This is a genomic window from Polaribacter sp. HaHaR_3_91, from assembly GCF_019278525.1.
Lineage (GTDB): Bacteria > Bacteroidota > Bacteroidia > Flavobacteriales > Flavobacteriaceae > Polaribacter.
In genome coordinates, this window is the sequence record NZ_CP058986.1 from 3,367,141 (window position 1) to 3,389,877 (window position 22,737).

The window sequence follows — 22,737 nt, forward strand, 5'->3', positions numbered from 1 at the left end:
CTTTAATTTTTGAATCTAATATGAAAAGACTTACCATAAAAGACATTGCTAAAGAATTTAATGTTTCTATTTCTACTGTTTCTAAAGCACTTAACGACAGTTATGAAATTAGCGTAAGTACAAAAGATAAAATTCAAAAATACGCGAAAGAGAAAAACTACAAACCGAACTTTAATGCACTAAGTTTAAAGAATAGACAGACCAAAACTATCGGAATTATCATTCCGAATATGTTAAACTATTTTTTTGCGCAGGTATTTAACGGTATCGAAAAAGTTGCCAACGACAGAGGTTATAAAATAATTTCATGTATTTCTAATGAGTCTTTTAAGAAAGAAGTAGAAACTATTGAAATGCTTTCTAACGGGAGTATCGATGGTTTTATATTATCGCTTGCAGAAGAAACCGTTTCTAAAGGAGATTATAAACACTTTCAAGAAGTTTTAGACAATGCAACTCCTATTGTTATGTTTGATAGAGTTGCTGAAAAATTAAAATGTGACAAGGTTGTTACAGATAATTTTGACAGTGCTAGAAGTACCGTTTCTTATTTAGTTAAATCTGGTCATAAAAACATTGCCTTTATTTCTACAATGAATAATTTAGATATTGGAAGAAGAAGACAATTAGGTTATTTAAAAGGTTTAGAAGATTACAATCTTAAAGCCGAAAAAAACCTCATCATAAATATTGATGACAATTATAAAAACTACGAGAATATTTTAACTCCTATTTTTAAAGACAACACCATAGATAGTGTTATTGCTACAGACGAATCTTCTGCTATTGCAGCAATGAAAGTAGCTATAAAACAAGGACATAAAATTCCAGAAAACTTTTCTGTTATTTCCTTTTCTAACGGAATCTTAGCAAGACACTCTAGCCCAAGAATGACTACTGTTAGCCAACACGGAGAAATTATGGGAGCTACAGCTGCAGAAATGCTAATAAACAGACTAGAAGACAAGTCTAAGGTGAAGAAAAAGCATGAAACTGTTATTGTTAAGACAGATTTAGTTGAAAGAAATTCTACTAAAAACATATTATAAGTCCACATCTATTTACAGCACAATGAATTTATCTAAAGTAAAATTAGTAGTTTCTGATATGGATGGAACATTACTAAACTCAAAAGGTGAAGTAAGCACCTTATTCTTTGACTTATTTAAACAACTGAAAGAAAAAAACATTACTTTTTGCGCTGCAAGCGGAAGACAATATAATAGTATCGTTTCTAAACTAGATGCCATTAAAAATGATATTTATGTAATTGCAGAAAATGGGGGAATTGCAAAAAAAAATGATGACTTATTAGTCATAAATTTACTTTCTGCAGAAAAAATTAAAAAAATTCTTCCGATTTTAAAAAGTATAGAAAACTCTCATGTAGTTTTGTGTGGGAAAAATGGGGCATTTATAGATTCTAAAGATGAAGATTTTATTGATTTGTTTCAAGAATATTATACCAAATACCAAATTGTAGATGATTTATATAGCGTTATAGACAAAGAGGATTTCTTAAAAGTAGCAATTTATCATTTTACATCTTCAGAACAATACGTATACCCACTTATAAAAGATTTTGATGAAGACTTATTAATTAAAATCTCAGGAAAAAACTGGTTAGATATTTCTGATAAAAAATCAAATAAAGGAAATGCTTTAAGAAAGGTTCAACAAATCTTAAATATTACCAAAGAAGAAACGATGGTTTTTGGTGATTACCATAATGATATAGAAATGTTAAGAGAAGCAGATTTTAGTTTTTCTATGAGAAATGCTCATAAAGACATTACCAAAATTGCTAATTACGCTACCGAAAGTAATGATAATTATGGCGTAGAAAAGGTATTAACACAATTAATAGAAGCTAAGTAACACACTTGCTTTTATCTAGTAAGCAAGTGTTGCCCAATAGATATTGTATTATCTTTTAAGCCGTTAATTTCTTTAATAGTCTCAACAGTTGTATTAAATTTTCTAGCAATAGAGTACAATGTATCTCCTTTTTTAACCTCATAATACTTACCAATAGTTTTCTTGGTTCTAACATCATCCGTCACAACATCTATATTTTTATTGCCAACTCTATTTTTTATTTTATCAAATTCATGTAACCTATAGTCTTCAATAATTTTGATAAGTTTATTTGGATATTTTTTATCCGTGGCATATCCTGCTCTTCTTAACCCTTTAGCCCAACCTTTATAATCATCACTATCATAATCAAACAAAAAAGCATACCTTCTTCTTTGTGTTAAAAATGCAGAATGATCATCATAAGAAGATTCTACATATTGGTATTTTCTAAAGCATTCTCCTTTATGATCATCGTCATGATAAACGCGTTGTCCTTGCCATTCACTATGACATTTTATACCAAAGTGATTGTTCGATTTTAAAGCCAATTCGCTCCTTCCTCTACCCGATTCTAAAATACCTTGGGCTAACGTAATACTAGCAGGAATTCTATGCAAATGCATTTCTTTAACAGAAACTGCTGCATATTTTCTAATATAATCTAAAGTTTGTTTATTTAAATTTGAGTTTTTAGTTATTAAATCTTTAGTTCGTTCTACTTCACTTGATGTAGGTATTTTTACAGGCTTCGGTTCATTTAAAACAACACCAGTATCCCTTTTAGTTCTACTAGCTTTTTTGCTAGACCCACAACTTGATAAAATTAATAAACTAACACAAAATAATACAACTCTTAACTTCATATACTTTTAATTATTGGCTCATTTTTCTTTTCTAACATCTGGTTAAATCCAGCAATTCCCTGAATTCCTCCTGTATGAATTGCCAAAATCTTAGTTCCTTCAGCAAAAAAATCTTTTTTAATTAAATCTATAATACCAAACACCATTTTACCCGTATAAATAGGGTCTAATAGAATGCCTGTTTTATCTGTAAAATCATTAATAAACGTAATTAATTCTTCACTATGCTTGGCATAACCTCCAAAATGATATCCTTTTTGTAATTTCCAATTATCATTTTTAATGGTATATTTTTTTATTTCTTCGGATAAAAAGTTTCCTTTTAACGCAGGGAAACCTAATACCTTTTGTTTTCTTTTTAACGTTTTTATCAAACCAGCTAACGTACCTCCAGTACCAACTGCAGCACACACGTAATTAAACTGAGCATCTTCTTTTGTTAAAATTTCCTCACAGCCATTCACTGCTAAAAAATTTGTTCCTCCTTCTGGAATTAAATAAAAATCGCCCCATTTATTTTTCATTTTCTCTATAAAACCAAAAGACGTTTTTTGTCTATATAATTCTCTGGATACGAAATGAAATTTCATACCATGCTCATGCGCAACCTTTAATGTTGGGTTTTCCTCTAAAGTTTGTTCTAAGTTCTTTCCCAATTCCTCACCTCTAATAATACCAAAGGTTTTTAAGCCTTCCATTTTACCAGCAACAGCAGTTGCAACAATATGATTTGAATACGCACCACCAAATGTAAGTACCGCCTTTTTTTTAAGTTTTTTAGCTTCTTCTAAATTGTATTTTAATTTTCTAAATTTATTCCCCGAAACAAAAGGGTGAATTAAATCTTCTCTTTTTATAAAAAGTTCTATATTTTTTTCTTCTAAAATAGGAAGAAAAACTTGTTGGTTTTGAGCGATAAATTCACTCTCGAAAAAGGTTTGGTTTGTATTACTCAATGTTAAGAATTTGTTACCGCAAAAATAACAGATATTATTTTGATACCTACATAATCTTCACTTTTTAAAGTTAAAACTGCAACTTAACATACTTTTTAGAAGAAACATACCCAAAACACCTTTAAATTAAACCCTTACCTAAAAACCTGCCATTAAAAAAAGCTTACAAATAGTGGCTAAAGAAAGAAACAATTCTATTTAGATTTTAAAAATAGCTTATAAAAACAGAAATAAGCTCTTAAGTTTTTGAGGATCTCATATAAAACCGTCAAATATTACTACACAAAAGGAATAAATCATTGCTTTTCCTACAAGGTAAAGTAAGCTTGTTTATACTTAGAAATAACTAATTATCACTCATTAAAAAATAAGTCAAAATAGTTGATTGTTTTTTTAGCAATAATAAAACTAAAAGAAAAGAAGATTTTCATCAACAGAAACCACAAGAAAACATTAAAACAAACAAGTAATAAACTAATTAACACCTGTTATTATGATAGTTAACAATAAAAAATTAATTACAAAATAATTGCATTTATTTTTTAACTCATGTATTTTCAATCAAAAAAAAGTATAATTTTACTTAAAATATATATCGCGATTATGCTTCTTAAATGAACAAATACATTGTTGCCAATCAACCTGAAAAATGGCTTTTTTCGATTGATAATATTACCGTAATTTCCTCACAAGAATATCTTACCAACCCCAAATATTCTACTATAAAAAAAGCTAGAATATTTAACCTTTGTAAAAACTACAGTTACCAATCTAAAGGATACTATGTTTCTCTATTAGCAGAAGCGAGAGGTCATTTAGCCATACCTACTGTAAAAAACATTGTAGATTTAAAAACACTGAAACTCGTAAAAATAGTTTCAGAAGAGTTTGATGATGAGATTCAACAAAGTTTAAAAAACATAAAATCTAGATCCTTTACTTTAAGCATTTATTTTGGTCAAAATGTTGCACAAAAATACAAAGGTCTCAGTAGCTTGTTTTACAAACACTTTCAAGTGCCTTTTTTACGTGTTCATTTTAGTTTTAATAACAAATGGAACATCCAAAGTATCGAAGCTATTTCTGAATCTGAAATACCAAACGAACACCTAGAATGTGTCTATGAATTTGCAAATCAATATTTTTCTAAAAAACGATATGACACACCTAAGTTAGCTACGTCAGATTTTGATTTAGCCATCTTAGTAGACCCAAATGATCCTGCTCCACCAAGTAATGCCAAAGCCTTAAAAAAGTTTGTGGATATTGCTGAAAAAATGAACATCTATGCAGAAATTATTGAACCAAAAGACCTCAGTAGATTATCGTCTTTTGATGCATTATTTATTCGTCAAAGTACAGAAGTAAATAACGAAGCCTACGCATTTGCACGCAAAGCCCAACAAGAAGGAATTGCTATCATCGATTATCCGGATGCTATTTTAAAATGCTGCAATAAGGTTTTTATGGCAGAAGCTTTAAACAATGCCAATATAGCAACCCCAAAAACAATTATTGTACATAAAGACAATATGGACACTGTTATTGATAAAGTAGGTTTACCATGTGTTCTTAAAGCACCAGATTCTACTTTTTCATTTGGTGTAAAAAAAGCAAAAACAGAAATTGAGTATGCTGATTTAGTCAATGAAATGCTTAAAGAATCTGACCTCATTATTGCACAAGAGTTTTGCCCTTCTGATTACGATTGGAGAATTGGTATTATTGATGATAAACCCTTTTTTGCTTGTAAATATTACATGGCAAAAGGACATTGGCAAATATACAATTGGAACGCTAAAAAGAAGAAAGAGCAAGATGGTGATGCAGATTGTTTACCGATAGAAAAAGTGCCTAAAAAAGTTTTAGATATGGCTTTAAAATCGGCAAGAATTATGGGAAAAGGTTTGTACGGAATAGACATTAAAGTTGTAAACAACAAACCGATGGTGATTGAAATTAACGACAATCCAAATGTAGATTTTGGTGTAGAAGATGCCTTTTATGGTGATTTAGTGTACACAGAAATTTTATCAGCATTAAAAAAACGATTAGAATAAAATGGGAACAAAATATAAATTGTTTGAGGTTTTTGGTATCGAATTAGAATACATGTTAATTAATGACACCACCTTTAAAGTTGCACCAATTGTAGATGTTTTATTGACAAAAAAAAATGGAGCACTTACTTCTGATATTGATAATGGAACCATTGCCTGGAGCAACGAATTGGTTGCACATGTTGTGGAAATAAAAACAAACGGACCTACAGCAGATCTTACCAACTTATCGGAAGAATTTCATAAAAACATTCTAGAAATTAATGCTATTTTAAAACCGTTAAACACAAAATTATTACCAACGGCTTGCCATCCTTTAATGAATCCTTTGCAAGACACACAACTATGGAAACACAGTTATAGCGAAGTGTACGAGCTATACAATAGAATTTTTAATTGTAAAGGTCACGGTTGGTCTAATGTACAAAGCACACATATTAATTTACCTTTTTTTAATGATATTGAGTTCGAAAAACTACATGCTGCCATTCGTGTTATTTTACCATTAATTCCAGGTTTAAGCGCAAGTTCGCCAATTTTAGAAGGTAATTTTACGGGTTTTAAAGACACCCGATTAGAGTATTATAAAACCAATCAAAAAGAGATTCCGGAAATGACAGGTAAGGTTATTCCTGAGCAAGTGTTTTCTAAATCAGATTATCATAACACTATTTTTGATCCTATTAAGAAACAGATTAAAAAACACGATACCCATAATATTTTAGACCATCATTTTTTAAATTCTAGAGGTGCCATTGCTCGTTTTGATAGAAATGCCATCGAAATTAGATTGGTAGACATACAGGAATGCCCAAAGGCAGATATTGCTATTTGTGTTTTAATTATTGAAGTTTTAAAACAATTCGTCAACGGAAAATTAGCGAGTTTAGAAATGCAAAAAAGCTGGAACGAGCAAGATTTATTCGATATTTTAAACCCAATTATTAAGGAAGGTGAAGATTATAAAATAAGCAATAAAGAATACTTATCTCTTTTTAATCTTTCTGAGAATAACACGGTAAAAGAAGTTTGGAAACATCTTTTTGAATTGGTCAAAGAAAATATTTCTGAAAACTATAAAGAAGCTTTAACGATCATTTTTGAACACGGAACACTCGCAACAAGAATTGAAAATGCACTTGGTGCTGATACTTCGGATAAAAACATTATAACTGTTTATACAGAACTAGCAAATTGCCTAGAAACCAACACGCTATTTATCCCAAATAAATAGAAATGAAACTGGTAATTACTTGTGAACATGGCGGAAATGAAATTCCAGAAAAGTTCCATACTCTTTTTAGTGATAAAGAAATTTTAAAGACCCATAGAGGCTATGATTTAGGTGCTTTAGATGTTTTTAACGCGCTAAAGCACTTAGCAATTTACACCAATTACAGCACAACAAGTAGATTACTCATAGAGCTAAACAGATCGCTTTGGCATAAAAACTTGTTTTCAGAATACACAAAACACCTATCGGTTTTAGAGAAAAAAGACACCATTAAAACACACTATAACGTCTATAGAAATGCCGTAAAAAAACAGATTGAAACACTAATTACAAACCAAAATACTGTTGTACACCTTTCTATACATTCGTTTACACCTATTTTAAATGATCGTATTAGAAATTGTGATATTGGTCTTTTATACGATTCATCCGATCAACATGAAAAAAAGATAGCATTACAACTTAAAGCTAGCTTGCATTCAATAAATCCGAAATGGCATGTACGTTTTAATTATCCCTATCTCGGAAAAGCAGATGGATTTACAACGCATTTAAGAAAGCGTTTTAAAGAAAACTATATCGGAATTGAGATTGAACTCAATCAAAAATTTTCTAAAAACAACATTATGAATTTTCAACTTAAAGAAGATTTACAGAAAGCGATTTCTAACATCTTAAAATAAAAAAATACCGAGAGACATCACTATAAAAAAACGTACAAATAAAACTTAAATTTATTTGTTATTTTTCTTACTTTCTAATTAAACGTTGCCAAATAAAAAGAGTCATATTAAAAAGTAAAATTTATTCGGCATCATGAAAAAAAACAGACTCCTTATTTTTTGTTTACTAACTACAATGGCATGTAGCAACAACAACGACTATTTAACGGACACAGCAGAAACAACTCCTAATTTAGCTTATCCTTACCCTATCGTTGACACTGAAGAAACCACATTTTACACAGATGTAAACACCATTTCATCCGTAAGCATACACGAAGATTTCTACGGACAAGATGCTAACTATACAGGAAACCAACCCTCTTACACAAATAACGGAGACGGCACTATTACAGACAATGTAACAGGTTTAATGTGGGAAAAAGATATGGGAGAAAAAATTAGCTACGAAACTGCTTTTACGAAAGCTGAACAAGCTACATTAGGTGAATATAATGATTGGAGAGTTCCTACTTTAAAAGAACTGTATTCCTTAATTTTATTTACAGGTCAAGTAGAAGGTCAAAAAGCTGTTGCATTCTTTATAGATACCAATTATTTTAATCAACCACTAGGAAATATAAACATCGGAGAACGAGAAATTGATGCTCAAACATGGTCTTCTACAACCTACGTGGGTCTCACTATGAATGGAGATGAAACTGTATTTGGAGTTAATTTTGTAGATGGCCGTATTAAAGGATATCCTAAATATAAAGCAGGTACCGAAACCCCAAATACTATGTATTTTAGAATGGTAAGAGGAAACATGGACTATGGTAAAAATAATTTTATTGACAATGGAGATGGTACCATAAGCGATACCGCTACCGGCTTAATGTGGCAAAAATCTGACAATGGTATTGGAATGGATTGGAAAACATCTTTAAGCTATTCTGAGAATTTAGAATTGGCCAATTATTCTGATTGGAGATTACCTAATGCTAAAGAATTACAAAGTATTGTAGATTACTCTAGATCTCCGCAAACTACTAACTCACCAGCAATAGACCCTATATTTGAAACAACAGCAATTAATGACCCCAATAATAATAGCGGTCAATATCCTTATTTTTGGACAGGAACTACGCACTTAGACGGTGTTACTCCATATTCTGGCGCTGTATATATTGCTTTTGGAGAAGGACAAGGAAAAATGGAAGGTGTTTTAATGGATGTACATGGCGCAGGATGCCAAAGAAGCGATCCTAAGAGTGGTAATGCAGACAATTATCCCGATTATTTTGGTCCACAAGGAGATGTAAGATATGTTTATAATTATGTAAGAAGTGTAAGAAATATAGACAATTAAGTGATTATAAAATCTAAAGAACTCACTTTAAATTTTGATACCTCTTTAATGACAAACGTTAAAATGAGGCATAGAAATCATAAAAACCAAAGTTTCAAACAAAAAAAACGCCAAATACTTAAAAAGCATTTGGCGTTTTTATTTCATGTATAAAATTCTATCCACATTTAGAAGAACCACAATCTTTACACGTTAAACATCCTTCTTGATAAATTAAATTTGTAGAGTCACAATTATCACAAGTATGTCCTTTTACTTCCGTACCATCTTCTACATAACGTTTTAAAGCACGTTGAACTCCGTTTTTCCAAGTACTGATAGATTCGGAATCGAACTGTAAACTTTGTATCAATTCTACAATTTTATCAATTGGCATACCGTGACGAATAGTTCCCGAAATTAGTTTTGCATAGTTCCAAAATTCTGGATTAAACTTATGAGACAACCCTTCTATCGTTGTTTTATAACCTCTTTTATTTTGATATTGAAAATCGTATCTTGTAAGTCCTTCTTCGTTTTTATTTTTAATGATCAAGCCTTTGTCTACCCAACGCGGAATTAAAATTCCGTCTTCATCATCTGTTAATCCTGTAAAAATCTCATAAGGCCTGTTATCAACCAAACCTACAAAAGCAATCCATTTTTCTTTTTGATTTTGAAAACGAACCACATCTGCTTCTAAAATTTGAGGACGTTTCTTAGAAAAATTTGTAGTTGTAACTTCTTTCTTATCATCTGCCGAAATTAATACTCCAGAACGAGAACCATCTCTATAAACGGTTACCCCTTTACAACCAACTTCCCACGCTTTTAAATACAATTCACCAACCAATTCTTCTGTTGCATCATTTGGTAAATTAACAGTAACACTAATAGAATGATCTACCCATTTTTGGATAGCTCCTTGCATTTCTACTTTGCTATTCCAATCAATATCATTGGAAGTTGCTTTGTAATATGGAGATTTTTTAACCAATTCATCAATTTCTTCTTGCGTAAAATTCTTAGAAGAATCGATATTATTTACTTCCATCCATTGTTTAAAACGATGATGAAAAACAACATATTCTTCCCAAGAATCGCCAACCTCATCCACAAAATCTACTCTAATCCCTTTATCATTTGGGTTCACCTTTTTTCTACGCTTATATACAGGCATAAAAACAGGCTCTATACCAGACGATGTTTGTGTCATTAAACTAGTAGTTCCTGTTGGAGCAATCGTTAACAAGGCTATATTTCTACGACCATGTTCTAACATTTCATAATACAGTTTACTATCTGCTTCTTTTAATCTTAAAATAAAAGGATTTTCTTTTTCTCTGTCTGCATCAAAAATAGCAAACGCACCTCTTTCTTTTGCTAAATTTACAGAAGCCCTGTACGTTTCAACACCTAATACTTTGTGTACTTCAGTAGAAAAAGTATTTCCTTCTTCACTTCCATAACGAATACCCAAAGCAGCCAACATATCTCCTTCTGCAGTAATTCCTATCCCTGTTCTTCTACCTTCTTCTGCTTTATGCTTGATATTCATCCACAGATTTCTTTCAGTTGCTTTTACAACTTCCTCTTCTGGATCTGCATCAATCTTTGCTAAAATTCCGTCTATTTTTTCTAACTCTAAGTCAATGATGTCATCCATCATTCTTTGCGCAACCACAATATGTTTTTTGAACAATTCAAAATTGAATTCAGCTTTTTTTGTAAACGGGTTTTCTACATAAGAAAACAAGTTCATCGCTAATAAACGACAAGAATCATACGGACATAAAGGAATCTCACCACAAGGATTTGTAGAAACCGTTTTATACCCTAAATCTGCATAACAATCTGGCACAGATTCATTGATAATCGTATCCCAGAATAATATTCCTGGTTCTGCAGATTTCCATGCATTGTGTACAATTTTCTTCCAAATTTTAGTAGCTTCAATTTCTTTTGTATACAAAGGGTTTTCACTAAACGTGGGATATTTTTGCAAGTACGTTCCATCTCCTTTTACGGCTTTCATAAACACATCGTCAATTCTTACTGAAACGTTTGCTCCAGTAACTTTGCCTTGCTCTAGTTTTGCATCAATAAAATCTTCTGCATCTGGATGATTGATAGAAACAGATAACATTAACGCTCCTCTTCTACCATCTTGCGCAACCTCTCTAGTAGAATTTGAATAACGCTCCATAAAAGGGACAATTCCTGTTGATGTTAATGCAGAATTTTTTACTGGAGATCCTTTAGGACGGATATGAGACAAATCATGTCCAACACCACCTCTACGTTTCATTAACTGTACTTGTTCTTGGTCTATCTTCATGATTCCTCCGTAGGAATCTGATTCGCCATTGTTACCAATTACAAAACAGTTAGACAAAGATGCAATTTGAAAAGGATTTCCAATTCCTGCCATCGGACTTCCTTGAGGTACGATATATTTAAAATTCTTGATAGCATCAAAAATTTCTGATTCCGTTAATGGGTTGGTATATTTTTGCTCTACTCTAGCAATTTCCGAAGCAATTCTTTGATGCATTTCATCAGGTGTGCTTTCGTAAATGTTATCAGCAGAATCTTTTAAAGCATATTTATTTAACCACACACTTGCAGCTAATTCATCGCCTTTAAAATAGTTAAGAGCAGCTTTTAAAGCTTCCTCTCTAGAATATGTTTTTGTTGGAGTAAGTATTGTAGAAGATTTCATTGTATTATACAGCAATTAGATTATTTTTTGTCGGATAAATATCCCACAAATGTACAACCTAAAAGGTGACAATTATCATAAAGTTTACAAGAAATAAAATTAAACAACTAAAAACCAACTAAATAAAACTTATCAACACAAAAAAGTTAACAAATAAATTTATTTTTACTAAATTATTATTGCGTAAAATGACATCACTAAAAATCAGCATTTTAAAATTTATTTAGACCATTTGTATAAAAAATAAAGGACTTTTAATCATAAAAAAAGACTTAAATAACACCCTTTTTCGACTTTTCAGTAAGCAATATTTTAAACTACGGAAAACTATAAAGTTCTATGTTTTTATAATGATTCTAAACAAGTATTATCTTTTAGAATACTTAAACCTAACTTCAAAAGCAATCTATTTATTTATAAATAGTAGTAATCAATTAAGTTATTCAATAAAAAAATAGACAGACTTGTCTGTTTTAAGTATTTTATTATATATTTGCAGTATGAAACATAGTGAAGTAAAAAATAGAATTACTGAAACAGCCTCATTTTTATTTTATAAGAATGGGTATAATTCTACAGGTATAAACCAAATTATTGCAGAAACTGGTATTGCTAAGGCCACGCTTTACAATCATTTTAAATCTAAAGAAGAGATTTGTTTGGCCTATCTTCAATTTAAGAATATTAATTTTATTGAAGATTTTGAAAAGTTCACCACATCAAAACCAAAAGGAACAGATCAAATCTTAGCGATATTCGATTTCCTTCGATTATTTTATCAAGATAAAGATTTTAATGGATGTTGGTGTATTAAAACAGTTTCAGAAATACCAAAAGATAATGAGATTATTAGGAATGAAATTCAATCTCAAAAAAACGAGTTTATTGCACTTATAACAAAACTAATTACTAACAATTTAGAGCAAGTTAAAAGTGAACAAGTAAGTTCACTAGCAAGACAAATTTACTTACTTTACGAAAGTGCGGTAGGAGAAAGCCACTTACATCAAAAGGATTGGCCTATTATAGAGGCTAAAAATTTATGTGAAAAAATAATAACTTAAAAAATTTTAACCCATAAAAGACAGACCTGTCTGTCTTTTTACCGCAATTCATAATGAAAGAAAACAAAATATCAAGAGAGTATTCAAAGCTAGAATTAGGTGAATTCTCAAATCTTACTGAAAATGTATTTCAACCAAGTCCAGATTTTAAATTAGATGGTAAAAAGTTTGTAAAAGATGAGCTAGGATTAACCAGCTCAGAAATATCATTTAATACAATGGAACCACACACTGCAATTCAACTCCTTCATAAACACAAAGAGAACGAAGAAATATATATCGCCATTAAAGGGAAAGGTCAATTACTTCTCAATGATAATTATGTAGATCTAAAGGAGGGGACGATTGTAAGAGTTGCAACAGATACAGAAAGGGCTATCAGAAATAATTCGGATGCACCTTTCTCTTTTATCGTAATTCAAGCCAAAGAAAACTCATTCGAAGGAAGCAATGTTTCCGACGGATACTTAATTGAGAAAAAACCAAATTGGAATTAATTAATAATAAAACAATAAATAAAATGAAAGAATTTGCAAACAAAGTAGCCTTAGTAATTGGCGGAACAAGTGGTATCGGTAATGCAACAACAAATGCATTATTAGAAGGTGGTGCAACAGTATATGTTGTAGGAAGAAATACTGATAAAATTGCAGACGCACCAAACTTAATTAAACACACGGCAAACATATCTAACACCACTGAAGTTGATGCTTTAATAGCTAAAATTGATGGTTTAGAGAACTTAGATTATTTAGTAAATGCTTCAGGAATTTTTGGCCCTAAACCATTTTTAGATCATACTATGGAAGATTACAATTCTTATCAAGATTTAAACAGAGGCTTCTTTTTTATTACACAGAGCGCTGCTAAAAAAATGAAAGCTACAAATGGAGGGTCTATTGTAAATGTAGGGTCTATGTGGGCAAAACAAGCTATAAAAGCAACACCTTCTTCTGCATATTCTATGCAAAAAGCTGGTTTACATTCGTTAACTCAACATTTAGCAATGGAATTAGCTGAAGATAATATTCGTGTAAATGCTGTGTCTCCAGCCCTAGTAAACACGCCTGTGTATCATGGTGTTTTTGGAGGTGAAGAAGCTGCTAAAGAAGCATTGGTTGGCTTTAATGGTTTTCACCCTATAGGTCGTTTTGGAGAATCGGAAGATATTGCTAATAGTATCATTTTCTTATTATCAGACAAAGCTGCCTGGGTAACAGGTGCTATTTGGGATACCGATGGTGGTGTTATGGCTGGTAGAAACTAAAAAAATAAGAAAGAGGCTATCTAAAAAGTAAATTTTTGTCAATCTTAATTTATTTCAGATTATTTCAAACCTGAATATCAACAAATTATGACACTGAAACAAGTTCAGCATGACAAGATTCATTTCTTTTTAGATGACCTCTTCTATCCAATTCTCTCAAAATTAATTTGAGACTTAAATTTAAATTATGAAAAACGTAGTCCTAGCCTTAAGTATCGTTTTACTCTTCAGCTCTTGTAAAGAGGAGGTAACATCTGAAATGAATAATGCTTCAAGCGCTTCATTAGCTATTGGTGAAAATCAAAAATCAACCTTAAAATATAAAACATTAGAAGTTAATGGAATTAACATTGCCTATAGAGAAGCAGGAAATGTTAATAACCCAACCATTGTTTTACTACATGGTTTTCCTGCATCTTCATATCAATACAGAAAAGTATTAGCGCAATTATCTAACGAGTTTCATTTAATCGCTCCTGACTATCCTGGTTTTGGTAACAGTGATTTTCCAGATGCTGAAACGTTTCAATATACGTTTGATAATATTGCAGTGGTTGTAGATTCATTTTTAGAGCAAAAAAAAATCGATTCTTATGCAATCATGATTCAAGATTATGGTGCTCCTATTGGTTTTAGATTAGCAACAGCGCATCCCGAAAGAATTACAGCAATCATAAACCAAAACGGAAATGCTTATGAAGAAGGTTTAGGTGAAGCTTGGGCTGGAATAAGAGCACTTTGGAAAAATAGAACTAAAGAAACCGAAGATGCTTTATTACCTGCTTTTTCTTTAGAGGGTCTAAAATGGCAATACACACACGGTGTTAGAGATTCTGAGACTGTAGACCCTGATACTTATAATTTAGATTTCTTAAGATTGTCTAGACCAAATGCACATGCCGTAAATTTAGATTTATTTTATGATTATCAGAATAATGTAAAGCTATATCCAAAATGGCAACAATATTTAAGAGACTATCAACCACCATTATTAATAGTTTGGGGTAAAAATGATGCTTTCTTTCCTGAAAGTGGAGCTGCAGCATTTAAAAAAGACGTAAAAAACATAGATTACAACATTTATGATACCGGTCATTTTGCTTTAGAAGAAGATGGTGACGCTATTATTGAAAACATGAGAGTTTTCATGAGAAACCTGAATAAATAGAAATACAGTATGAAACAATTTGCGTTAATTTTAGTCATCTTAACCTCTTTATTTGGGTGTGAAAATACATCAAAAGAACATGAGAAACAGTTCTTTTTACCACCAGCTACAACGCATAATTATGCAGAAATTGATAGTATAAAACTATTTTATAGAGAAGCTGGAGATAAAAGTAATCCGACAATTGTGTTGCTACATGGTTACCCTTCTTCATCACATAGTTATAGAAACCTGATTCCTATGTTGGCGACGAATTACCATGTTATTGCTCCAGATAATTTAGGCTCGGGTTATAGCACACATTTAGATCCTGCAACTACAACGTATACGTTTGATTTGTTGGCAACTTATACAGAAAAGCTTATCGATACACTTCAAATTGAAAACTATGTGATGTACATGCAAGATTTTGGTGCTCCTATTGGATATCGAATGATGACGAAAAATCCTAAACGAATAGAAGCTTTAATTGTTCAGAACGCCAATGCTTATTTGGAAGGTTTAACGCCTAAACGACAAGATTTTTTTAGATCAGCACAAACAGACACCTCGCAGGAAAAGCATGATTTTTTATATAGTTTAACAAGTGAAGATGCCATAATAAACAAGCAATATGTATTTGATTTAGACGCTACAAATATCAATATTCAAAGTCCGGATGCTTGGACACACGATTTAGCATTTCTAAAATCTAAAAAAGACAGAGAAATCCAAGTGCAGCTATTTAAAGATTACAACACCAATTTGATTAGATACCCTAAATGGCAAAAAATGTTGAGAGAAAATCAACCAAAAACATTAATTACTTGGGGAAAAAAGGATTTGAAATTTAATGCTAATGGAGCAAAGGCTTATTTAAAAGATTTACCCAATGCCGAGTTACACTTATTGGATGCTGGTCATTTTGCATCTGAAGAAAAAACGAGAGAGATAGCAAAACTTATTTTAGAATTTTTATCTAAAAATGAAATAGAATAACGAGATACCACAAACACATTCGCTAAACAAAACTAAAAACTCCAACTACTTTTTAAAAGCAGTTGGAGTTTTAATTTTAATATATTTTAAGAATAAGTTGGTATTTTAATATTCAAATACACCGTACTCACTTGTAATCGTTAATTTTTTAGTTTGATCCTGATCTGCATCAGAATGAAAAGCTTCTACTCTACCTACAATTTTTGCATCTACATTAAAAGATTTAGAAATAGCAATAATATCTTCTGCAATTTCTGGATTAACATAAATTTCCATTCTATGACCACAGTTAAAAACTTGATACATTTCTTTCCAATCTGTTTTAGATTGCTCTTGTATCAACTTAAATAATGGTGGAACTGGAAACATATTGTCTTTTATAATATGTAATTCATCCACAAAGTGTAATATTTTGGTTTGAGCTCCACCAGAACAATGAATCATTCCGTGTACTGTATCCGAAGAAAAATTAGATAATATTTTTTTAATAATTGGCGCATACGTTCTTGTTGGTGACAATACTAATTTACCAGCATCAATGGGAGAATTTTCTACCTTGTCTGTTAATTTTGTATTACCAGAGTACACTAACTCTTCAGGAACAGCAGCATCAAAACTTTCTGGATATTTTTCTGTTAAATATTTATGAAAAACATCGTGTCTTGCTGATGTTAATCCGTTAGACCCCATACCTCCGTTATATTCAGTTTCGTAACTTGCTTGTCCAAAAGATTCTAAACCAACAATTACATCACCTGCTTTTATGTTTGCGTTATCAACAACATCGGTACGTTTCATACGTGCAGTTACTGTAGAATCTACAATAATGGTACGAACTAAATCGCCCACATCTGCAGTTTCTCCTCCGGTAGAATGAATGGTAACCCCAAAACCTTTTAAGTCTTGGATTAATTCTTCTGTTCCGTTTATAATTGCAGATAAAACTTCTCCAGGAATTTTACTTTTATTTCTACCGATTGTAGAAGACAACATAATATTATCTGTTGCTCCCACACACAATAAATCATCAATATTCATGATTAAAGCATCTTGAGCAATGCCTTTCCATACAGAAATATCGCCAGTTTCTTTCCAATACATGTAGGCTAAAGAAGATTTTGTACCTGCTCCATCTGCATGCATTATTAGACAATAATCATCATCGTTTGTTAAATAATCTGGAACAATTTTACAAAATGCTTTAGGAAACAAGCCCTTGTCTATATTCTTAATTGCATTGTGTACATCTTCTTTTGATGCCGAAACACCTCTTTGTGCGTATCTTTTAGAAACTTCTTGACTCATGTTGTTGTGTTGTTGTTGCTGCAAATTTAACTTTCTTTTATGTGGCATCATAAAAAAACCAAATGATTTTTGATCATTTGGTTCTTTCTTATTAATATTTCAGTTTTAATTACTCCCAATCTGGCATAATTGCTTCTGTAAAAACTTCTTCTCTACGATTATCTCCATCAATTGGAGATGTAAATATTTTCTTTTCCGAAATACCATCGTTAGATGTATTTACATAAATTATTTCAGCCTCATTAGGTGAGAATCTTGGATCTAAATCATTTGTTCCTGGCGGTTTAGAAATAATCATTTCTGTCTCGGTCATTGTAGAAAAATTATACTTAAAAACTTTATTATTCAATCTTCTATAATTTGATGATTGAAAATCACTTACATCTTTAGTATAAATTAATAAGTTACCATCTACAGACAAATTTAAGCCACCTAAAGCACCAACATTTGCAGAGACAACTGTATTTAGTACATTCCCACTCATATCAATAGTATAAATAGCACCATCATAACCATCAGAATTATTTGTTCTTAACACTATCTTAGTACCGTCATTACTCCAATCACATTCGGTAATTAAGTGTCCATTTGTTGTTTTATATATCATTTGAAGACCACTACCATCTTTATTAATCAGATATAACTTATCAAAACTCGGATAAATAAGTTGATCACCCGTTGTTGACCAAGAGAAATCCACTTCATTCAAATCAAAAGCATTAACAGCGATATCGGAAGTTACTCTTTTTACCTCCGATCCATTTGGTTTCATGGTAAAAATATGAACCTCATTGTTATACAATCTTAAAAAAGCTATTAAATTTACAGTATTATTTTTTCTAGGTCTCCATGAATTTGAGTTAGATTCTGTTAATTTAATAGTATTAATTTCATTAAAATCTTCATCTAAACTTGATGAATAAATGACATTATTCCCCCCTTCAACCCTAACGTAAGTATACCTATTCTTTGGATCACCCTTAACTGTAAATGAATTTGAAGCACTTAGCACTTCAGAATTTATATTATCTGTTACTGCTACTTGCCAAAAATACTTAACACCAAATTTTAAATTAGGAACCACATAAGTTGTATCACTAAGATTTTGAACTTGAATTACATTATTATCAAAATCATTTTTAATCTCTAATCTATACGTTAATTCATCATCATCTACACTTAAAGAAGACCAAACCAACTCTACTGAACTATCGATATCTACTGCACCATCAATTGGCAATATTAACACCGGAGTTGTTGGCGGAATATTAAGTGTAGACTCTCCCTGCATTTCAAAGACTATGTTTACTGTAGCATCTACCTCTACAGAAACAGGCTCAAAACTAGTTAAAAAATCTTCTTTTGAAGCTTCAATCGAATATTCATTTACAGGCACTTCTTCATAAAAAAACTCTCCGTTAGCATCTGTAAATGTTGTATTATTTGTTGGAGATAAAGTAATTTTGGCATTCTCTATAGGCTCAAAACTATTAGCTTTTACAACCCTTCCTGTTATTTCGCCAAATTCTACAACACCAAAAGTAGTCTCTTCACCACAACTAAAAATTAAAACTAGAGTTATAAGAACTAATATTTTTCGTAAAATTTTCATACTAATATATTTTGTTTTTTAAAAATAAAAATTAATTCCAGCCCTAACATTCCAAATCTTATCGTTTTTTTCTCCCCTAACCAAAAGATCTAAGTTGTCTGTTGATATAATATTTTGCTCACCTCTTAAAATCAACCCTAATTTATCTGTAACAAAATACTCTAAACCAATACCATATTGATATTTAAAGTAATTATCACTTAAATTTTTAGTTGAAATTGAACCAACACCAATGTATGCATAAGGAGTAATTTTATCATAGGGTAATAGATAGTATTCAAAATTTACATTAGAATCATAAATTCTTTTTTCAAATATGTTTTTATTAGAAAGCGTACTAGAACCTAATCCTATAGAAAATGCAAACCTAGATTTATTTAACATGAATTTGAGTAACATATCAGCCCCAAAACCAAACTCTGCATCAGAATAATCACCAACAATTTTAGACACTCCCCCCACAAGTCCTACACCTATTTTACCTCGCCTATGCTCTTTTTTTCTATTAAACAACTCTGTTAACTTTGCCTCCTCTTGCTCTTTCTTGTAATTCTTCTTTACAAAATCTACTACTTCTTCACCACCAGCAGGCGCCCAAAATCCATCAATAATACCTTCTATAATTAAATTTTCTACCGCTTTATCTATAGCTTCCTTAACAGCTAATTGAACAGGTTCGTTTTTGGTAAAGCCAACCTCAGATTCTAATAACTTTTGAAACTTAACATACTTAAATAAATTTAGCGCTAATGCCTGAGATAAGATTGTTTTAGATATATATACTGTTTTCAAGATCTTTCCATTAGATGTAGAAACCGCCCTTAAATACACAGTAATTCTGTCTTGCCTATATTCTGTTGAACCACCAATACCAAGATATCTAGCTCCCGCACCACCAGTAATTATATTTGTATCATAAGATATAACACCTCCTTCTAACAGTACTCCAGCAAATAAAAGAGCAGGCAAATTAGGAGTATTCGTTTGCGCTTTATTATTCTTTGTAAACTCTGCTCTAGTAGACCTTATTATATTTCTTTCATTTAAAAGATTACTAAGGTTCTCTCTTTCTACAACTGTAAACCAATTAGAATCTTCTAAAGCCTTATTTAACATTGTGGTAGCTCCTTGTGAAACTGCAGTACTAAAAGTACTACCATTTTCTATAGCTTTGTATTGACCTGTTTGGTCTTTAAAATTATATACGGCCGCTACTATAGGTTCCTGTGGCAAAGGGAATTTTTTTAACTTCTGAGTTGGCACTGTCGTTTCTCCTAATCTTGCTCGTTCCTGTTCAAAAGGTTGATTATAAAAAGAGCCACAACTAGTAAAGAATAACAGTAGTATAATAGTATATCTATAATTTAACATATAAGTGATTAAGATATTAGTTAGGTACTATAATTTGTGTTTGCTCTCCAGTGTCTGTGTCTAAAATATTAACAACCAAACCTTCTGCAGAGTCATAAATTTCTAAAGCCAAGCTACCAAAAGAGAAATTACCTTCTTTTAAATCTTCCCCTAATTGCGTATTAAACAAAGACCTAGACAACTGACTTAGTATTTGCCTATTTAACGATTCTGAAAACTCAGCTAACGAACCTTCTTCTCCTCCTAGAGCAATACTAGGGTCTTTAAAAGAATTTTGTGCGTTTGCAGAATTTAATAACCATTGATAATTAAACGTTTCACCACCAAAAGCAGGATTTATAGGCTTATAAGAAAGCTGCTGACCTACACATACATATCCGGTTAAGAATAATATAATTAATAAATTTCTTTTCATATCTTTTTAGTAGTATTTAATTATTTTAGATTCTTTTTCTGAATTTTTAAAGTGCCTATATACTTTAATAATGGCATAATCATTTATTTTTGTTAAATAATCTATACTAGGTCTTACAAAAAACGAAAACACCACATCATCTCCTACAATAACTTCAATTTTAGTATTTCTTCCAATAGCTAAAACTTCTTTAATTTTTACCACCTCATTGCCATCAATATTGTTTCTCGTATATAATGAAGAAAATAACTTATAGAAGTCTCTACCTGGTTTTGTTTTAGTATCCTCTACAACAATACCTCTTAACTCTACACCATCTATAGCTTCTACACTGAGATCTTTTGAACCTTCTTGCTCTTGCTTTAACTTTTTATCTAATTCTTTCTGCCTATTAACTTCATCTTCAAAACCTTCATTAAACACTATTTTATCTTCTGCGACTAAAATATCATCTAAATTATATATAGAAAGAACAGCTACTTTTTTTTCATTTTCATTTATTTTAATAATCATTGACGATAAAATAACTTTCTCATTTGCAGATAATATAAACCGACTATCTTTTTCTTCTTCTATATTATTTTCACTTTCGATTGTATTAAAAATGGTAAACTTATATTTTAAACTACTTGTTATTTCTGTTTTATTAAAAACGGTACCGTTAATTATTAATACTCCATTTTTATTCTCTGTGCCAATTTTAGCTTCAAAATCTTCGTTTATTATTGGTGTAGACAATTTTGTTGCCGTATTATTAACCTTATTAGCAATCTCTTGTATTACCCCTATATTATTTTTGTTATCATCATTTAATACAACCCTATCCTTTCCTACAATATCTTGATTGGCATCATAGATTAAAAGAAGAAGAATAACTTTTGTTGATTTATTAAAGTTTAATGAAGTTGAGGATAAATCTTTTTCTTGATTTGGACCTACAGTAAATAAACCAGATTGTTTATTATTAGATTTATTTTTATTAGAATCTGTTTTAAATACCGATAATTTATAACTTAATTTTTTTGTTATCGATGTTTTATTAAGTGCAATTCCAGTTACTTTTAGATTACCACTTTCTTCTTTAATTAACAGCTTTGCTTCCACCTCTGTATTATAAGTCTGAGAATAAGCTCCAATAATTGTTAAAAGAAATACAATAATTGTTGCTATTATTATTTTTATTCTAAATAAAAACATAACATTTTTGTTTTTAAAAATTTCTTATAATAATACTTTGATTTTGACCCTGCATTGATACTTTCATTTTTTCTGATAAAGAATTAGATCCATGCATTGTTAAGTTTTGATTATCCCCTGTTTGATTAATTTCTGTATTCCTTACATCTGATTTTAGTAAGTTATAATCTAAAAATGTATTATTATTCCCTATTTGTACTACCGTTTCCGTTAATTTAACACTATTTAATTCTAAAAAAGTGTTGTTTTGATCACCTTTTTGCACAATAACGATATTACTCTCTAATGTTTTTACATTACTTCTTAAATTATTATTATCACCTACTTGTAATACATAAACAGAATTACTATCTGTAGTTAAGTTTTCACTTCCAACATTACGTTGATTTAGTAAAAAATTTTCTTGAGAAGTTTGTGTGTTAAAACTAGAAATTCTAAGTGAAGTATCATCTTTAGCTTTAAAAGTTTGAGCAAAAATTATATTGCCTAAAAACAGCGTTGTAAAAACTATTAAAATTTTAAAAATTGCTTTCATAACTTATATTTTATTATATTTTCAACTATACCTAAATTACAAAGTAAATTTGTTTTTAAAAAGTATAAGAGCATACGCTATGCTCTTATACCTTATAATATCAAATTATAACAGTTT

General features: G+C 30.7%; 20 protein-coding genes. 11 read left to right on the plus strand and 9 right to left on the minus strand.

The genetic code is table 11. The features are described 5' to 3' along the window. Nucleotides 1–20 precede the first annotated feature (20 nt). Both H0I27_RS14185 and H0I27_RS14190 read left to right on the plus strand, forming a co-directional pair. Nucleotides 21–1,049 carry a LacI family DNA-binding transcriptional regulator gene (locus H0I27_RS14185; RefSeq protein ID WP_218731275.1) on the plus strand — a complete coding sequence of 343 codons (1,029 nt, stop codon included), beginning with the start codon at nucleotides 21–23 and terminating at the stop codon, nucleotides 1,047–1,049. Nucleotides 1,050–1,071: 22 nt separating this feature from the next. Then, on the plus strand, nucleotides 1,072–1,878 hold the full coding sequence (locus H0I27_RS14190) for an HAD family hydrolase (RefSeq protein ID WP_218731276.1): 807 nt from the start codon (nucleotides 1,072–1,074) through the stop codon (nucleotides 1,876–1,878). Nucleotides 1,879–1,889: 11 nt separating this feature from the next. On the opposite strand, the gene H0I27_RS14195 is transcribed toward H0I27_RS14190, so the two are convergent. Beyond that, nucleotides 1,890–2,723 (minus strand): glucosaminidase domain-containing protein, encoded by an 834-nt coding sequence (locus H0I27_RS14195; RefSeq protein WP_218731277.1) that lies wholly within the window; start codon nucleotides 2,721–2,723, stop codon nucleotides 1,890–1,892. Further along, complete coding sequence (locus H0I27_RS14200) at nucleotides 2,720–3,640, minus strand: 1-aminocyclopropane-1-carboxylate deaminase/D-cysteine desulfhydrase (RefSeq protein WP_218733913.1); 921 nt, start codon at nucleotides 3,638–3,640, stop codon at nucleotides 2,720–2,722. The genes H0I27_RS14195 and H0I27_RS14200 overlap by 4 nt, the downstream gene beginning before the upstream one ends. Before the next feature lie 653 nt (nucleotides 3,641–4,293). On the opposite strand from H0I27_RS14200, the gene H0I27_RS14205 reads away from it, so the two are divergent. From H0I27_RS14205 to H0I27_RS14220, 4 genes are all read left to right on the plus strand, one after another. Further along, on the plus strand, nucleotides 4,294–5,739 hold the full coding sequence (locus H0I27_RS14205) for a RimK family protein (protein WP_218731278.1): 1,446 nt from the start codon (nucleotides 4,294–4,296) through the stop codon (nucleotides 5,737–5,739). Between the two features lies 1 nt (nucleotide 5,740). Next, entirely contained in the window at nucleotides 5,741–6,973 is a 1,233-nt protein-coding gene (locus H0I27_RS14210) for a glutamate-cysteine ligase family protein (protein ID WP_218731279.1), read from the plus strand. Nucleotides 6,974–6,975: 2 nt separating this feature from the next. Then, nucleotides 6,976–7,656, plus strand: a complete 681-nt coding sequence (locus H0I27_RS14215; protein ID WP_218731280.1) for an N-formylglutamate amidohydrolase — start codon at nucleotides 6,976–6,978, stop codon at nucleotides 7,654–7,656. Nucleotides 7,657–7,789: 133 nt separating this feature from the next. Further along, entirely contained in the window at nucleotides 7,790–9,007 is a 1,218-nt protein-coding gene (locus H0I27_RS14220) for a DUF1566 domain-containing protein (RefSeq protein WP_218731281.1), read from the plus strand. Nucleotides 9,008–9,164: 157 nt separating this feature from the next. On the opposite strand, the gene H0I27_RS14225 is transcribed toward H0I27_RS14220, so the two are convergent. After that, entirely contained in the window at nucleotides 9,165–11,708 is a 2,544-nt protein-coding gene (locus H0I27_RS14225; RefSeq protein WP_218731282.1) for an adenosylcobalamin-dependent ribonucleoside-diphosphate reductase, read from the minus strand. A 500-nt stretch (nucleotides 11,709–12,208) separates the two neighbouring features. Here H0I27_RS14225 and H0I27_RS14230 point away from each other — a divergent pair, with 500 nt between their 5' ends. The 5 genes from H0I27_RS14230 (at nucleotide 12,209) to H0I27_RS14250 (ending at nucleotide 16,185) form a co-directional block, all read left to right on the plus strand. Continuing rightward, on the plus strand, nucleotides 12,209–12,772 hold the full coding sequence (locus H0I27_RS14230) for a TetR/AcrR family transcriptional regulator (RefSeq protein ID WP_218731283.1): 564 nt from the start codon (nucleotides 12,209–12,211) through the stop codon (nucleotides 12,770–12,772). A 53-nt stretch (nucleotides 12,773–12,825) separates the two neighbouring features. Next, complete coding sequence (locus tag H0I27_RS14235) at nucleotides 12,826–13,269, plus strand: cupin domain-containing protein (protein WP_218731284.1); 444 nt, start codon at nucleotides 12,826–12,828, stop codon at nucleotides 13,267–13,269. 23 nt (nucleotides 13,270–13,292) lie between these two features. Further along, nucleotides 13,293–14,039, plus strand: a complete 747-nt coding sequence (locus H0I27_RS14240) for an SDR family NAD(P)-dependent oxidoreductase (protein ID WP_218731285.1) — start codon at nucleotides 13,293–13,295, stop codon at nucleotides 14,037–14,039. Between the two features lie 187 nt (nucleotides 14,040–14,226). Then, entirely contained in the window at nucleotides 14,227–15,207 is a 981-nt protein-coding gene (locus H0I27_RS14245) for an alpha/beta fold hydrolase (protein ID WP_218731286.1), read from the plus strand. Nucleotides 15,208–15,216: 9 nt separating this feature from the next. After that, nucleotides 15,217–16,185, plus strand: a complete 969-nt coding sequence (locus tag H0I27_RS14250; RefSeq protein WP_218731287.1) for an alpha/beta fold hydrolase — start codon at nucleotides 15,217–15,219, stop codon at nucleotides 16,183–16,185. 105 nt (nucleotides 16,186–16,290) lie between these two features. Here the strand turns inward: H0I27_RS14250 and H0I27_RS14255 are convergent, their stop codons facing one another. The 6 genes from H0I27_RS14255 to H0I27_RS14280 all read right to left on the minus strand — a co-directional run bounded on the left by H0I27_RS14255 (nucleotide 16,291) and on the right by H0I27_RS14280 (nucleotide 22,620). Beyond that, on the minus strand, nucleotides 16,291–17,490 hold the full coding sequence (locus H0I27_RS14255) for an AIR synthase related protein (RefSeq protein WP_218733915.1): 1,200 nt from the start codon (nucleotides 17,488–17,490) through the stop codon (nucleotides 16,291–16,293). A gap of 109 nt (nucleotides 17,491–17,599) precedes the next feature. After that, nucleotides 17,600–19,102: a carboxypeptidase regulatory-like domain-containing protein gene (locus tag H0I27_RS14260; RefSeq protein ID WP_218731288.1), complete on the minus strand. Its 1,503-nt coding sequence runs from the start codon at nucleotides 19,100–19,102 to the stop codon at nucleotides 17,600–17,602. 18 nt (nucleotides 19,103–19,120) lie between these two features. Next, nucleotides 19,121–20,473: a CsgG/HfaB family protein gene (locus H0I27_RS14265; RefSeq protein ID WP_218731289.1), complete on the minus strand. Its 1,353-nt coding sequence runs from the start codon at nucleotides 20,471–20,473 to the stop codon at nucleotides 19,121–19,123. Nucleotides 20,474–20,489: 16 nt separating this feature from the next. Then, the gene (locus tag H0I27_RS14270) at nucleotides 20,490–20,888 is read right to left on the minus strand and encodes a curli production assembly/transport component CsgF (RefSeq protein ID WP_218731290.1); all 399 of its coding nucleotides are present in this window, start codon (nucleotides 20,886–20,888) and stop codon (nucleotides 20,490–20,492) included. Between the two features lie 6 nt (nucleotides 20,889–20,894). Further along, nucleotides 20,895–22,085, minus strand: coding sequence for a curli production assembly/transport protein CsgE (locus H0I27_RS14275; protein ID WP_218731291.1), 1,191 nt, complete (start codon nucleotides 22,083–22,085; stop codon nucleotides 20,895–20,897). A 13-nt stretch (nucleotides 22,086–22,098) separates the two neighbouring features. After that, entirely contained in the window at nucleotides 22,099–22,620 is a 522-nt protein-coding gene (locus H0I27_RS14280; RefSeq protein WP_218731292.1) for a hypothetical protein, read from the minus strand. Nucleotides 22,621–22,737: the final 117 nt, after the last annotated feature.

Bases quoted from the DNA above. Each gene is read 5' to 3' on its own strand.
- H0I27_RS14265 (WP_218731289.1), bottom strand. From the start codon at position 20,473: ATGTTAAATTATAGATATACTATTATACTACTGTTATTCTTTACTAGT.
- H0I27_RS14245 (WP_218731286.1), top strand. From the start codon at position 14,227: ATGAAAAACGTAGTCCTAGCCTTAAGTATCGTTTTACTCTTCAGCTCT.
- H0I27_RS14240 (WP_218731285.1), top strand. From the start codon at position 13,293: ATGAAAGAATTTGCAAACAAAGTAGCCTTAGTAATTGGCGGAACAAGT.
- H0I27_RS14215 (WP_218731280.1), top strand. From the start codon at position 6,976: ATGAAACTGGTAATTACTTGTGAACATGGCGGAAATGAAATTCCAGAA.
- H0I27_RS14280 (WP_218731292.1), bottom strand. From the start codon at position 22,620: ATGAAAGCAATTTTTAAAATTTTAATAGTTTTTACAACGCTGTTTTTA.
- H0I27_RS14195 (WP_218731277.1), bottom strand. From the start codon at position 2,723: ATGAAGTTAAGAGTTGTATTATTTTGTGTTAGTTTATTAATTTTATCA.
- H0I27_RS14255 (WP_218733915.1), bottom strand. From the start codon at position 17,490: ATGAGTCAAGAAGTTTCTAAAAGATACGCACAAAGAGGTGTTTCGGCA.
- H0I27_RS14225 (WP_218731282.1), bottom strand. From the start codon at position 11,708: ATGAAATCTTCTACAATACTTACTCCAACAAAAACATATTCTAGAGAG.
- H0I27_RS14220 (WP_218731281.1), top strand. From the start codon at position 7,790: ATGAAAAAAAACAGACTCCTTATTTTTTGTTTACTAACTACAATGGCA.
- H0I27_RS14210 (WP_218731279.1), top strand. From the start codon at position 5,741: ATGGGAACAAAATATAAATTGTTTGAGGTTTTTGGTATCGAATTAGAA.
- H0I27_RS14260 (WP_218731288.1), bottom strand. From the start codon at position 19,102: ATGAAAATTTTACGAAAAATATTAGTTCTTATAACTCTAGTTTTAATT.
- H0I27_RS14250 (WP_218731287.1), top strand. From the start codon at position 15,217: ATGAAACAATTTGCGTTAATTTTAGTCATCTTAACCTCTTTATTTGGG.
- H0I27_RS14185 (WP_218731275.1), top strand. From the start codon at position 21: ATGAAAAGACTTACCATAAAAGACATTGCTAAAGAATTTAATGTTTCT.
- H0I27_RS14270 (WP_218731290.1), bottom strand. From the start codon at position 20,888: ATGAAAAGAAATTTATTAATTATATTATTCTTAACCGGATATGTATGT.
- H0I27_RS14235 (WP_218731284.1), top strand. From the start codon at position 12,826: ATGAAAGAAAACAAAATATCAAGAGAGTATTCAAAGCTAGAATTAGGT.
- H0I27_RS14275 (WP_218731291.1), bottom strand. From the start codon at position 22,085: ATGTTTTTATTTAGAATAAAAATAATAATAGCAACAATTATTGTATTT.
- H0I27_RS14205 (WP_218731278.1), top strand. From the start codon at position 4,294: ATGAACAAATACATTGTTGCCAATCAACCTGAAAAATGGCTTTTTTCG.
- H0I27_RS14230 (WP_218731283.1), top strand. From the start codon at position 12,209: ATGAAACATAGTGAAGTAAAAAATAGAATTACTGAAACAGCCTCATTT.
- H0I27_RS14190 (WP_218731276.1), top strand. From the start codon at position 1,072: ATGAATTTATCTAAAGTAAAATTAGTAGTTTCTGATATGGATGGAACA.